Genomic DNA, 13,859 nt, shown 5'->3' on the forward strand with positions numbered 1-13,859 from the left:
TTAAAGTTAGACTGCCTCGCTAGCGTTAGCACATCCGAGCTCATTATCAAGGATTCGCTGCGCCAATCTCTGGTTACGGTAACCAACCGGTGTCTCGTAGCCAAGTGTACCGTGCAACCGAAGGTGGTTCCACCAATTGACATAGTCAAATAACTCCAAATCCAATTGTTGTAAGGTTTCAAATGTGTATTGATAGACAAATTCTACTTTCAACGACTTATAAGTTGATTCAGCTACGGCATTATCAAAAGGACAGCCTTTATGACTCAATGATCGATTGATGTCAAAAGTTGTTAATAATTCATCAATAGCTTGGTTATCAAACTCTTTTCCACGATCAGTATGAAAAATCTCAACCTCTGTCAGAGGTTGTTTGATACGGCTAAATGCTTTTTTTACTAGAACGGCATCTTTATGTTCTCCACAAGAATAGCCGAGAATTTCTCGATTGAACAGATCCAAAATGAAACAGACATAATTCCATTTTTTCCCGACTCGTACATAAGTCAAGTCTGTTAGGATCGCTTCTAATGGGTTGTCTCTTAAGAATTTACGATTCAATACGTTTGTCGTTTTGGCTTCATTGCAAGTAGAATGATGTACTTTAAAATAAGCAACAGTATAGCTCGATTTTAATCCTCTATTTTTCATGATTCTACTAATTTTTCGTCGGCTGATCTGAATGCCTCGTTTTGATAAGGCTTTTTTTATTTTTCTTGAGCCATAGGCCTTTCGGCTGCGGATAAATTCTTCAGCGACTGCTTCTTCAAGTTCTGATTCGTCTTTCTTTGGTTTTGATTGATAATAATAGGACTGACGTGATAGACCTAATATTCTGCACATCGCTGATATAGGGTAAAGATGCTTATTCGCATCGATTACTTGTCTCTTCGTCCGAATATCAGCGCTGCTTGCTTTAAAATATCATTTTCCATTTCTAATTGCTGGTTTCTTTTACGTAGTTCTAACAATTCTTTTTGTTCAGGCGTAAGATTATCTTTTTCTTTGAATGAACCACTCGTTTTAGATTGCTTTACCCATTTGTCAAATGCTGAAGCCGTTAGTTCATATTCTCGAATGATTTCTACACGTGGCTTTCCAGCTAAGTAAAGATTGACGATTTGTTGCTTGAATTCTTGTGAAAAAGTTCTTCGTGTTCTCTTAGACATAAAAATTCCTCCTGGTATGTTTTCTTCTAGTCTACACACCTTAATTTTTCTGTCTAGTTAATTGTAGCCTATCCAAAAGTAAGGAATTACAAAAAGAGAAAGAAGAGAAGGAAGAATGAAAAAGGTATTATTTGCGGTTAGTTTAGTTGTTAATATAGCACTAGCAGGAGGATTATTTTATACCATTACAGAAATGAATAAGCTTGATGACCAACGGGAAAGCTTAGCAATCAGTAACGAACAATACAAAAGGAAGCTAGATGAAGCTAGCAGCACCAACGTGGACACTCAAGAAGCCGTAGAATCCTCTACAATTGTTTATAGCAATGAATCCAGTGAAACCCTAACAAATTCGGAAAGAAGCACAGCTCCAGCTACAGAAACTGTTTCTCAAAAAGCTACTATAACAATAGGAAGTAAAGTATTCACGTTTATAGTAAATGGCTTGACAATAGAACACGATTCTAGCAGAACAGGAAAAATGACCGAGCTTTCTCATGAGTTTCCAGTGATTGTTACTACTCCTAGTGCTACCCTTAACGGTATATTGGTGCAAGACAACAATGATAATAATTGCTATATAATGGTAGACGGTCAAACTCTATACAGAGGAACATACCAATAAATTTTGAGTCTTAATATGACTGATATTTATAAAAAATTCCTGATATTAGAACAAGAATACGCTGTCTTCAAATGTATAATATTACAATAGCACGATATAGCAATATTGTTATATCGTGTTTCATAATAATTAAGAGCTTTAAAATTAGTATTTATTAGATACTTAAACGCTATTTTAGTATTGATAAATTGTTACCAGCAACAAAAAAGAAGTTACTTAGTGCTAACTTTTGAGCAACTGCTAGAGGAGGTAGGATATGGCTAATTATCCTGTAATTTTTATTGTATTTTCTAGAAATGTAATTATTCTCTTAAACATTCCAGCATATCCAAGTATATAGAAAATTTACGTTTTCTATATACTTGGAAATCTATAAATTAAAAAGCATATAATAACCCATACCTATCAGATAGGGCTTATTATATGCTTTTATTTGTGATAAATTTTGTTTACCAAAAAGAGTCCTATTGTTTTCCAAGTAACCAGTCAACAATATATATGATATGAATTCCATCGATTTGAGTAGTATCATAATAACGTCCTGTGATAACTATTTTTTTGTAATTATCTTTTATATGAAGTAAATTATCAGTTTCATGGTTATTTTGGGGTAATTCATAAGTAACTTGAATGTAGATTGTTTCATCTAATTTTTTTGCAATAAAATCAATTTCTTTATTATCAAGTCTACCGACATCTATAGTATACCCTCGTTTAAGTAATTCAATATAAACAATATTCTCTAGTCTATTGCTATAATTACCATCTTTTCTACCTATGGCATTTCTGCGTAGTCCCGAATCAATTATGAAATATTTACCATTTGTCTTCAGGTAATCTCTTCCTCTAATATCATATTGTTGTACACGATAAAACAAGTAACCATTTTCTAACATATCTAAATATCGATTGACGGTATGCACACTTGTTTTTATTCCTTCACTTTTAAGTGTGTTAGCTATTTTAGAAGAATTGACTAGCTGACCAACATTATCGGCTAAAAAACGAATAATAGCTTTTAAAACAGCAGGATCTTTTATACCTGAGCGTAATGCGACATCGTTTAAAACAATTGTATCAAATATGCCAGATAAGATTGTATCTTTTATGTTTTCATCAGCGAGAACAACACTTGGAAACCCACCATATTTTTCATATTCTTCATATGCTTGATCAATGAATCTTGAGTTCTTATCAATGTTCTTGAACATTAAAAACTCACTAAAGGATAATGGATAAATAGGAATTTCGATATATCTACCACTTAATAGTGTAGCTATTTCTCCAGAAAGCATATTTGCATTAGAGCCAGTAGCTACTAAATCGCTGTTAAAGCTAACACGTAATCCATTTATTACGCGTTGCCACCCTTCAACAAGTTGTATTTCATCAAACAAAAAATAAATTTTGTTATCATCGTGAGGTATTAATTCAGCCAGAGCCTCTCTCAACATATTTTCATTGTTAATTGTCTGATAATTAAAACTCTCAAAGTTTATATATATTATATGATCTTTATCAATCCCATTTTTAATCAAATATTCTTTATAAAGCATTAAGAGAACTGATTTTCCTGAACGTCTTACTCCAGTAATAATTTTGATAAAATCTGTATCTTTAAATTCGATTAGTTTTGATAAATAATACGGTCTTTGAAACATCAGTTCCATCCTTCCTAATGAAGTATTCAAATATATCTCTTATTATACATTATTTGAAGATAACTTCAAATAGTTTTAATTTTATATTTTATTTGAACTTCACTTCAAAAAATTAGGTTTATAGCAAGCTTATTCGTTAACTAACATAGAAACATAAAAGAAAACCATTGTCCTGCCCGCTAGTAGTTTACGGTTATAATCATAAAAATCCTTCTTTGCAATTATATAGAAAGATTGTTCTTTCTATATAATTTAGACAATTTAAAAAATTAAGATTGCTTCCTTCTGTTTCCTTTCCTATTCATGTATACCATTTATTTTAAATTATTAAATCTATACCTATTTATCTGCTTTTTTGAAATAAATTAATAAATTTCAGAGTATACCAATTGACAAAACACTCTATAATTGGTATAGTCCAATTATAGAGATACTCCTCTCCCCTACTTATCGAAAGGATGAATAACATGAAAAATACAGAAATATATCAAAAAATAGATACAATCATACTTCATATGCCCGATTATATAAAAGATTTTGTTCAAGATCGTGAGGATAAAGATCAATCACCTCGAACTACTTTAGAATATCTAAAAAATTATAAGCTCTTTTATGAATGGCTTCTGAGTGAGTCTATCGTTCCTGATACTTCAATCACCTCGATAAGACAGTTAACTGCCTATGATCTAAACTTGTACAAATCTCATTTGAAACGTCGCACAAAGGAAAATGTAAAAAAAGAGACAACAAAAACTAAGCTCAAAGATAATAATAACTTAGGTCTATCTACTTCTACTATCAATAGAAATATCACAGCATTAAAGGTTCTATTTAAATATCTTTCGAAAAGTTCCAATAATCCTTTAGGAAAACCATACTTAGAAAATAATCCTATGGATCAAGTAGCAACTATCACAGATAAAACTACGTTAGCTGCCCGTGCAAACGCAATCGAGAAAAAATTATTTCTAGACGAAGATACACAAAATTATCTAGATTATATTGCCAATGAATATAAAAAAACTTTGAGCAAACGAGCTTTGATCTATTATCAACGAGATGTAGAAAGAGACCTGGCGATCAATGCATTGATTTTAGGATCTGGATTAAGACTCTCCGAGGTTGTAAATATTAATTTAGATGACCTATCTTTAGAAAAGAATAATGTGGTAGTAACTAGAAAAGGAAATAAGAGAGACGCAGTAAATATAGCAGCATTTGCAATGGAATATTTAGCTAATTATCTAGCTATTCGGAAAGAACGATACAAAGTAACAGAAAACGAAAAAGCTTTATTTCTAGCAATTTATCAAGGAGAAGCCAAGCGTATATCCGGTATTGCAATCGAACGGATGGTAGCAAAATATTCAAAAGGATTCAGAGTCCAAGTCAGTCCACATAAATTACGTCATACTTTGGCTACTAGACTCTATCAACAGACAAATTCATTGGTATTAACTGCCCAACAATTGGGACATTCAAGTACAAATACAACAACTTTATATACTCATATAGACAATGCAGCTACAATTGATGCTTTGAACGCTTTGTAAATGTAGTAAAAAATAGTATAATAATGAAGCCTGTCTCTAAAATTAGATAAAAGCCCAACTTTAAAGGCAAGCTTCATTATCATTTTTATATTACTAAATTACCAGTCGCCAATCGGCATAATTGATATAAAATCTTTTAAACAAAGATTGAAAAATCGAAAAAAATAATTAAAAAACATTCAACAATAATAACATAATAAAAGGAGAAATATCCTTATTTCCTTTAACAATAAATGAAGACTTTTTTATTGTTAATTGTTTATTTTTCTATTATTAGATATGAAAATCGCATTTAGATAAAGTAGAAAAATATGAATATATTTTAAATATTAAGATGAGAGTCATTAACTTATGATAGTAGTCAATTTGCTTTTCACTAATTACAAAATATGTGATATAGGAAGTTTAGTTATTGTTCTCATAATGCCATCCTGTTTTTAGATTATCTAGTAATTTTTTTGTTATTTAAAATTAGGAGCAGTGCCAATTGTTTTAATTTTAAAGGCTTTTTTTATGTCTTCTAAATTAGAAGATATTTGTATATCAATATGTGTCAAGGGCAGCTTAAAATTGTAGGTTTTGGGCAGGATAAAAATGTAGGTTTTCGGCAATAGTAATTGTCGACAATCGACACTTTAGATCTTGTCTCTCATACGATAAGACTTGCCTGTGATCTTGAACACCTTGACGTGATGTACTAAACGGTCAAGGATGGCAGCTGCGATCTCAGAACTTTGGAACAACTCCCCCCAACGAGATAAGACAATGTTCGTCGTAATGATCGTAGAGCGGTGTTCATAGCGCATGGCAAGAAGCTGAAAGAATAAATCAGCTTCCTGTTTTTGAATCGGAAGATAGCCAATCTCATCAATAATCAAGACGTCATAGCGAGCGTATCGTTTGAGAACACGCTCTAGGGTACCTTTTTCATAGGCTGTTCGCAGACGCAAAAGCAGCTCATGACAGGTGATGAATAGTGTCCGATAGCCTTGACGACAGGCTTCGATTCCCAATGCAATCGTCAGATGTGTCTTGCCTACACCAGGACTGCCGATAAAAACCAAGTTCTCATGTTTTTCCACAAAGCCCATGTGCCTTAAGTCTAGCACTTCGCGCTTATTGATACTTGGCTGGAAGGCAAAATCAAACTCTTCCAGGCTGGTTCTCTTGGGAAAGCGGGCGCGTGCCACCACACGATTCATTTTTTGCTTATTTTGATGATCAACTTCTCTGCGTGTCAGCTCGAGAAGAGCTTCCGTTAAAGAAAGCTCCTCTCGATTGGCCACTTCGATGTAGTTAGGAACATATTCCCACATATGATTCAAACCAAGAGTCTCTAAGTTGGTCATCAGTTCTTGGTAATGGCTATTCTTCATCGGCAACCTCCACCAGATCATATTGCTTGAGACTTTCACGAGTATACGCTCTGATTTCATCGTCTTCTTTGTGACTCATGACATCGGATTTCAAGATTTGGAAATAGTCTTCCTCGTGGTAGTTCAGCTGTTTTGTCGTTAATGGATGCGACCGAATCAGTTCTCCGTTATAATAGATTTGTACTTGGTCTTCTTTATCGGAGAGTTCGATTTCGATTTCGACTTCTTTACCGATATAGCGAGGCGCCACAGAGTACCTGCATTTACGGAAAATGACCATTGCTTCCTTGGTGACTTTACGGCGAATAAAGTCTTCAAAATAGGGATTCAAAAGGTTTTTTTGGTATGGATGCAGGTGCTCTTTTTCGTTCGTCTGCCAACGTTCATCTGGTGTTTGATCAGTTGATTGAGAAACCTCGTTATTTAACTCAACACAAAGGTTATTCACTAAATGACACAGCTCAACGGCATCATAAAATTCATGATTATAGACCCGTAGGCGGTCAACAGTTCTGGCTAAAGCTTCGACACAGCCCTTTGTTTGCGGACGAAATGGCCGACAGGCAATTGGTGTGAAGCCGGCATCCTTACTGAAAGCATAAAAACGTTTGTTGAAATGCGGTTTGGAAAACTGACTACGAGAATGGTCAACGACTGTCTTCATATTATCGAACCAGATTTCTTTGGGAACGCCACCGGTTTGATAAAACGCATCATCTAAGCACTCAAAGAGTGTGTCTTGTTTTCGGTCGAAAGTTAGTGTGACATATTTTTTCTTGGAATATGGCAAGACGTACAAAAAGATATTGAACTCAAAAATTTCGCCCTGATTACTGATTAGTCGCATATCTTCCTTCCAGTCAACCTGAGCAGAAAGCCCAGGGCTATGTTCGACTCGGACGGTTGCCTTGTGTACTTTCGCCTGCTTAATCTGGCGACAATAGGTCTTTACTAAACTGTAGCTTCCTCCAAATCCTTTGTGCTCAATAAACTTGAAAATGCTGTAAGCACTGCATTGGTCTTTGATTTTGTCTTGGATGATTTCTCTGTAAGGATCTAACTTACTTGGACGCTTCTTACGTTCTGGAGGTTTTGATTCTTTAACTTGGGCTTCTTCGTAAGCATGCTTAACTGTTCGGTAGTCGCAGTCGTATTGTTTTGCTAGTGCAGCATAATTGGGTTTGATTTCATTGATCACGTAGATCATCACTCCTTCGCGTATGTCTTTTCTCATCCCTGAGCCTCCATTTCATTTGGGATAAGAAGAGCATACAAAAATGTAGGTAAACCAACAATTTTAAATTGCCGTTTTCCTACATTTTAAAGGTGCCGTTGACAAAATCTGCATCATCTGGTTTTTTATATAATTTAATAGTATGTGTAACTTGTGAAAGATGGTGAATTTTATGTTGGGCCTTGACAATTTCTAATGCACCATGGAAGCAAGCACTATATCCTAACGCAAATAATTGCTCTGGATTAACTCCACTTCCAGACCCACCCATTTCTTTAGGGGTAGAAATTTTCACTTCAAATGATCCATCATTTAAATAGCTCACCCCATCTCGTCCACCAGTATTAGTTGCTGATGTTTCATAAATTTTTTTGTAATCAGTCATACAAAATCACTCCCCATTTTTTATATTTTTATTTTAAAAAAAGAAAGAAGTATCTGCATTGATTTAAATCAAGACACAAAAAAATATAAAAAAGCCTGTTGAGTTTTCAATAGGCTCTATTTTCAAATTACTAACATAATTTATGTATGGGATAGTTTAGTAGAGAGTGAGCTAAACTTGTATTTCAAACACTTTTATTAGGCAGTATACTATAAATATACAAAAAGCATTCCTCCACCGGAATGCTTTTTGTACCATCATAAACAATATTTTAACTAACCGATTTATTAACCTTTCCTTAATATAGAGAAAAATTTTTTACTAGTTTGTTATTACTCTAGTATTTTTTTTATTTGTCGCAAAAAATGTTACAAATAGGATCACAATAAATATTCCTGCGAATACAAAAAATGGAGCAGTCAAATTTGTACTTCTTGTTAGAAATTGTGCTAATTGCATAGCAATAGGAGCTATAAAATTACCAATATTACAGCCAATAAAAATCAATGAAGTAGCAAAATTAATTGTATTCTTTGTAGTGACTTTATCTAAGTTACTAAAGATAAATGGGAAGCACCATGATCCTGTTATACTTGATAAAAATAAACCTGTTAGCAGGAACGTCATATTACCGTTTGACACAGCAATTAACAAATTTGAAATTATAAAGAATATAATTCCCAAGTATAGGGTTCCTTTTCCTATCCACTTATTTATTGGTCCAAACATAAATCCTGCTAGTATTCCTAAGATAGGCATTAGAGCTAAATAGTTACTAGCATTAAAGTTTACCCCTTTAATTTCAGTTGCAATTGATGCAAATCGTACAGAAATAGCAATACTATTCATTACGAGTAAGATTGCAAATAGAACTAGGGCAAAAACCATTGGATTCATCTTTTCTTTTACATGATTTTCAGGTATGTCACTATTTTCATCTCTAATTTCAGGAACTTTTAGCGCGAATAAGAGAGCTACAGGAAACGCAATTGCATAGACTAAAAACGAAGCCGTCCAATTAATGTTCACTAAAACTCCAGCAAGAAAAATAAGGATTGTCTGACCTAAAGCTTCCATTGAATTTCTAATACCTAATAGCGTTGCTCTAGTATTGCCAGAGTATAAAGAGCTGATATATGTCACAGCCAATGAATTATATAATCCTAAACCGGCACCTAATATTACTCGACTAATAAGAACGGTTTGGAAGGTAGCTGTAAATACTGGAATAATTCCTCCTATACCAGCTAATAATAAACCTAAAATTATTGTCTTTTTCATTCCTATTCTTTTGGCAAAGTAACTAGATAATAAGATAAACAAAATAACAGTTATACTTGGTGCAGTTCCTAAAAGTTCACTTTGACTTTGTGATATCCCCAAAGACTGTTTCATTTGTGGAATAACACCATTAATTGCTTGAGAGCTTGTTAACATTAATGAAATACTTAAGATTGCTCCCTTTTGAAGTAAGCTTTTTTGGTTATTCATCTCTACTTTTCCTCCTGTGTTATAACCCAAATCTTGGAATCAAAATCAAATGTTTCTGGACGTCGATTCTGATCATTTATTTGTCCACTAGATGCATCTGAACAGACTAGTCCGGCCTTCATCAATTCCATTCCAGATCGCAAACTATTTTGTCCTACATTATAAAGTCCGTCATTATCTAACCCTTTTAATTTCAGTCGGCGGTAAGGAGCATTTACCTCATTTAATGTTTTATAATGAGCAACAATAGCCGTTTTCTTATCATGACTAACAACCATCCACGCGGTTTGATTATCATCATCGAATGGTGATAATAGTCTATAAAAAGTGCCATTATGAATTATGGTTCTATATTTTTTATAAAAGGCTATTTGTTCCTTTACAATCCTTACATCACCTTCGCTTAATTCATTTAAGTCGAGCTCATATCCGAATGCACCAAAAAAGGCTACATTTCCTCTAGTTTTTATAGGTGTTATACGGTTTGTTTGATGATTTGGAACAATTGATACATGAGCACCAATAGACGAAATTGGATACAGCATACTAGTTCCATATTGAATTTTTAACCTTTCAATTGCATCTGAATCATCACTAGCCCAAGCTTGAGGTGCATAATACAGCATTCCCGGATCAAAGCGCCCACCACCTGATGAACAAGACTCAAATAGTATGTTAGGATATTTTGTTATAAGTTTTTCATATAAGCGATATACGCCTAGTACATATCTGTGGAATACTTCTCCTTGTTGATCTGCTGACAAGTGACTGTCAAATACATCAGTCAATGGACGATTCATATCCCACTTAATGTAATCTAAGTTTGATTCATCAATGATTTTACACATTTGATCGAAAATATTTTCAACAACCTCATCTAACCCAAAATTTAATACATATTGGTTCCTACCATGATTAGGTTTTCGATTAGGTGTAGAAATAATCCAATTCGGATGTGTGCGATATAAATCACTATCCTTATTCACCATTTCAGGTTCAAACCATAAACCAAATTTCATACCAAAACTACGAATTTTTTCTGAAAGGCTGCCGATTCCTCTAGGTAGTCTTTTAGGATTTACATGCCAATCTCCTAATCCTGCACAATCGTTTTCTCTTTCTCCAAACCAGCCATCATCTAATACAAATAATTCAATACCAACATCAAATGCTTTTTTAGCAATATTTACCAACTTTTCTTCGTCAAAATCAAAATATGTTGCTTCCCAATTATTAATTAAGACAGGACGGTCTTTTTCTCGCCACTTACCACGAGCTAAGCGTTTTCTAAATAGTTGATGAAAAGTTTGACTCATGGCATTTAAACCCTTAGTTGAATAAACCAAAATCGCTTCTGGTGCTGTAAATGTTTCTCCTGGATTAAGTTTCCAATTAAATCCAAATGGATTGATGCCAACTTGTAGTCTAGTAACATCCCATGTATCTACTTCTGCTTGAATTAAGAAGTTTCCTGAGTAAACTAGTGCTGCACCAATAGCTTCTCCTTGATTTTCATCAGTATTTTTTCTTTTTAAAGTAACGAATGGGTTATGTTGATGGCTTGAAATACCTCGAGTGGATTCGATTGATTGAATTCCTTGTTGTAAAGTACGTGACTTAACAGTTCTTTCTCTACCCCAAGCACCAGATAATTGTTGCCATTCATAATTTGCATCGGGTAAATCCAATGACAAACTGCTAATATTCTCGATTATTTGAATATCTTTTCCTTTATTCATAACTCGCGCGCTACGAGTAATAACAGGATAATCTCTATAAATTGTATATAATAATTCTACTTGAACATTTGTAACTGAATCTAAAATATAAACTTTCAATGTTTTGCTTTCATCATTATTATCAACATAGGTAGCAGGTAAACCTTCTAGTTTAGGTTTTCCTTCTTCCACTTCGTACCCTTGATAGACAAAATCTGATAAGCGAGAGCCATTTTTCTGTAGTAATGAAATAGCAGGATGTCTAAAATCTGTTGTACCATATTCAGGAAATTCTTGTTTTAAGTGCTCTAACGAATATAGCAAATCGTTTTCATTTCTATAGGTGGTCATAGGCCGATGATGCATCTCAATTAGATGACTATAGTCATTATCTGGTAAGTTCTCACCATAATATAAATGCAATAATTTACCATCTTCCGATATCTTAAAAATGTAACTTATCTCCTGATTAAACAAATGAAATTGTTGGTTTTCTGATCGATAAATAATATTCATTTCATTATCCTTATACATAAGCTCTCCTCCGTTTCTTTATTGCATTATAAAAAACGCTCACATAAATAGTAAGCGTTTAAAGTAACGAATATTTATCAAAATCAAATGTTTAGTTTATTCACCATTAATGATTCCTAGACCTAATCTACGTTTTCGATATACTCCCGGTGAAACACCATTTGCTTTCTTAAAGGCTTTAGAAAAAGATTGTACTGTTGAGAATCCTATCTTGTCACTGATTTGCTGGATTGAATATTCAGTTGATGATAACAGATCGTTTGCAATAGAAATTTTGATTTCACTAATATACTCTTTTATTGATATTCCCATATCATTCTTAAACAATCGTGATAAATAATTTTCGTGTATCGATAGACTGACAGCAATATCTTTAACAGATAATTTTTGATACGCATTCTCACGTATTATTTCAATTGTTTGACGAACAAAAGGATTCATCTTTTTAGTAATTATCCCTTCGTTCAGATAACTAGCTGAATTTAAGAGGAGTTCTAAAAATTTATAAACTTGTTTTTGTCTGGACAATTCACTGACTAGATTGTCCTGATCATACGATAAAGTTTCAAAAATTAATCCTTTAAATGAATTTAAATTTTCGACTTTAAAGGTAAGATGATTCTTTCCAACACCAATTTCTTTTAGATAGTATTCTACAAGATTGCCACTTAAACCCAACCATACATATGACCACGGATTTTTTTCATCTGCTTGATAAAAAGTAGATACTCCTGGTGGGATAACAAATCCTTGGCCTTTCTTCAGAAAATATTTTTGATCATTAATTGAATAATAGCCTTCACCTTCTAGCACTATGTGTATTAAGTATTGTTCTCGAATAGCTGGTCCAAAACTATGTCTAGGTTCTGTTTTTGAATACCCACAAAAATTAAAGTAACAATCTTTCAGCTGAGTGTTAGGTTCTGTTACTAAATATAGAGAATTTTCCATATCCACCCTCCTATGTTAGATTTGGATAATTTTTGTTTTATTATGTTTATATTATTACATAATACTTTTCTATTTAGTCGATTATTTCACCTTTTATCATAACTTTTTTTACTCAATTTGTCTGTTCATCTTTACGATCTAAGTTATCTTGAACTTCTTCGTAAGCATGCTTATCTGTTCGGTAGTCGCAGTCGTATTGTTTTGCCGCAGCATAATTGGGTTTGATTTCATTGATTACGTAGATCATCACTCCTTCAAGTATGTCTTTTTTCATCCTTGAGCATCCGTTTCATTTGTGATAAGAAGAGCATACAAAAATGTAGGAAAACCAACAATTTTAAATTGCCGTTTTCCTACATTTTAAAGGTGCCGTTGACATATGGAATATATTACCTTTTTTGTATTTTTTTATGTTATCTTTAGCTAAAACATCAAATACATGTCCTTGAAATTGTATCGAGGCAGCTGGATTTAGTTTAAATTGAGGAACCTTTACCACAGCTGATTCAAAACACTTGTCACATTTTTTTATTTTTTTACCTTTGTAAAAATATTCGATTGAATATTCTATTTGACACGACTCACTTGGCAGTATATGTATGTCAATATTTTTCATCTGTTTCATAGGTATTTCAAAATCTAAACTATTAAAAACATATAATTCCCTGTAATTATTTACATCTAACTCTACTAAATTTATCTTTGGAACAATAGATCCTCCACCCATTCCACCATAATAAAAAAAATCTTGTTCTCTATCAAAATAGCACATATTAAGCTCAGTTTGTTTATCATCCTCAATAATTTTATAAATCAAACCTATATAATCATGATTGCTGGCAAAAATTTTTTTTAAGTCAAGTTCTAAATCTTCTTCGAAAACACATTTAATTTCTCCTATTGATAATTGATACTCTATATTACATGACTTAATTAGTTTTTTAGATCCCCCCTCTAGATAGGCATATGTTTTAATAATTATGTTCTTTTTATTGCTTGGCAAATTTCCGTTATTTATTGCATAAATTAAAAATGACTGTCTATTTAGCCCATAATCTAATACAACTTATTCATACTCATATTTCTTTAAATATTTAATATGAAAATATGCTGAATTAATCAAAACTCGAGTGTTACTGTTGTTATTTATTGTTGTTCTATT

At 33.0% G+C, this 13,859-nt stretch carries 11 protein-coding genes and 1 pseudogene; 2 read left to right on the forward strand and 10 right to left on the reverse strand.

The annotated features are described in order from the left end of the window. Positions 1–6: 6 nt before the first annotated feature. Positions 7–1,169, reverse strand: a protein-coding gene (locus IGK53_RS12920; protein ID WP_430605052.1) for an IS3 family transposase whose coding sequence is annotated in 2 segments (ribosomal slippage) — positions 7–893 and positions 893–1,169 — 1,164 coding nt in all. Because the reading frame shifts where the segments join, the coding sequence is not laid out codon by codon here. Positions 1,170–1,284: 115 nt separating this feature from the next. Between IGK53_RS12920 and IGK53_RS12925 the strand changes: the two genes are divergently transcribed. Next, the gene (locus IGK53_RS12925) at positions 1,285–1,794 is read left to right on the forward strand and encodes a hypothetical protein (RefSeq protein WP_002295345.1); all 510 of its coding nucleotides are present in this window, start codon (positions 1,285–1,287) and stop codon (positions 1,792–1,794) included. Between the two features lie 464 nt (positions 1,795–2,258). Here IGK53_RS12925 and IGK53_RS12930 read toward each other — a convergent pair whose 3' ends face one another. After that, positions 2,259–3,455 carry an ATP-binding protein gene (locus tag IGK53_RS12930; protein WP_195219800.1) on the reverse strand — a complete coding sequence of 399 codons (1,197 nt, stop codon included), beginning with the start codon at positions 3,453–3,455 and terminating at the stop codon, positions 2,259–2,261. 467 nt (positions 3,456–3,922) lie between these two features. Between IGK53_RS12930 and xerS the strand changes: the two genes are divergently transcribed. Next, positions 3,923–5,008 carry a tyrosine recombinase XerS gene (xerS, locus tag IGK53_RS12935; RefSeq protein WP_195219799.1) on the forward strand — a complete coding sequence of 362 codons (1,086 nt, stop codon included), beginning with the start codon at positions 3,923–3,925 and terminating at the stop codon, positions 5,006–5,008. 635 nt (positions 5,009–5,643) lie between these two features. Here xerS and istB read toward each other — a convergent pair. The 8 genes and pseudogenes from istB to IGK53_RS12975 all read right to left on the reverse strand — a co-directional run bounded on the left by istB (position 5,644) and on the right by IGK53_RS12975 (position 13,700). Next, on the reverse strand, positions 5,644–6,384 hold the full coding sequence (istB, locus tag IGK53_RS12940; RefSeq protein WP_195219798.1) for an IS21-like element helper ATPase IstB: 741 nt from the start codon (positions 6,382–6,384) through the stop codon (positions 5,644–5,646). Next, a complete protein-coding gene (gene istA / locus IGK53_RS12945; RefSeq protein WP_195219797.1) occupies positions 6,374–7,618 on the reverse strand; it encodes an IS21 family transposase in 1,245 nt (414 codons plus the stop codon). The genes istB and istA overlap by 11 nt, the downstream gene beginning before the upstream one ends. Before the next feature lie 103 nt (positions 7,619–7,721). Next, positions 7,722–8,003: pseudogene (locus tag IGK53_RS12950) on the reverse strand (Ohr family peroxiredoxin); the annotation flags it as partial. Positions 8,004–8,324: 321 nt separating this feature from the next. After that, positions 8,325–9,494 carry an MFS transporter gene (locus IGK53_RS12955; protein WP_129276142.1) on the reverse strand — a complete coding sequence of 390 codons (1,170 nt, stop codon included), beginning with the start codon at positions 9,492–9,494 and terminating at the stop codon, positions 8,325–8,327. Between the two features lie 2 nt (positions 9,495–9,496). Further along, positions 9,497–11,746: an alpha-galactosidase gene (locus IGK53_RS12960; protein ID WP_195219796.1), complete on the reverse strand. Its 2,250-nt coding sequence runs from the start codon at positions 11,744–11,746 to the stop codon at positions 9,497–9,499. Positions 11,747–11,842: 96 nt separating this feature from the next. Next, complete coding sequence (locus IGK53_RS12965; RefSeq protein ID WP_123840477.1) at positions 11,843–12,697, reverse strand: AraC family transcriptional regulator; 855 nt, start codon at positions 12,695–12,697, stop codon at positions 11,843–11,845. 112 nt (positions 12,698–12,809) lie between these two features. After that, positions 12,810–12,971, reverse strand: coding sequence for a hypothetical protein (locus IGK53_RS12970; protein ID WP_229038682.1), 162 nt, complete (start codon positions 12,969–12,971; stop codon positions 12,810–12,812). Positions 12,972–13,034: 63 nt separating this feature from the next. Beyond that, on the reverse strand, positions 13,035–13,700 hold the full coding sequence (locus IGK53_RS12975) for a hypothetical protein (RefSeq protein WP_229038681.1): 666 nt from the start codon (positions 13,698–13,700) through the stop codon (positions 13,035–13,037). Between the last annotated feature and the right edge of the window lie 159 nt (positions 13,701–13,859).

Source organism: Enterococcus sp. DIV1224 (assembly GCF_050555455.1).
GTDB lineage: Bacteria > Bacillota > Bacilli > Lactobacillales > Enterococcaceae > Enterococcus_B > Enterococcus_B lactis.

Excerpts from the sequence above, each read along its gene's own strand:
- istA (WP_195219797.1), bottom strand. The coding sequence starts at position 7,618 with ATGAGAAAAGACATACGCGAAGGAGTGATGATCTACGTGATCAATGAA.
- istB (WP_195219798.1), bottom strand. The coding sequence starts at position 6,384 with ATGAAGAATAGCCATTACCAAGAACTGATGACCAACTTAGAGACTCTT.
- IGK53_RS12955 (WP_129276142.1), bottom strand. The coding sequence starts at position 9,494 with ATGAATAACCAAAAAAGCTTACTTCAAAAGGGAGCAATCTTAAGTATT.
- IGK53_RS12925 (WP_002295345.1), top strand. The coding sequence starts at position 1,285 with ATGAAAAAGGTATTATTTGCGGTTAGTTTAGTTGTTAATATAGCACTA.
- xerS (WP_195219799.1), top strand. The coding sequence starts at position 3,923 with ATGAAAAATACAGAAATATATCAAAAAATAGATACAATCATACTTCAT.
- IGK53_RS12960 (WP_195219796.1), bottom strand. The coding sequence starts at position 11,746 with ATGTATAAGGATAATGAAATGAATATTATTTATCGATCAGAAAACCAA.
- IGK53_RS12930 (WP_195219800.1), bottom strand. The coding sequence starts at position 3,455 with ATGTTTCAAAGACCGTATTATTTATCAAAACTAATCGAATTTAAAGAT.
- IGK53_RS12965 (WP_123840477.1), bottom strand. The coding sequence starts at position 12,697 with ATGGAAAATTCTCTATATTTAGTAACAGAACCTAACACTCAGCTGAAA.
- IGK53_RS12970 (WP_229038682.1), bottom strand. The coding sequence starts at position 12,971 with ATGAAAAAAGACATACTTGAAGGAGTGATGATCTACGTAATCAATGAA.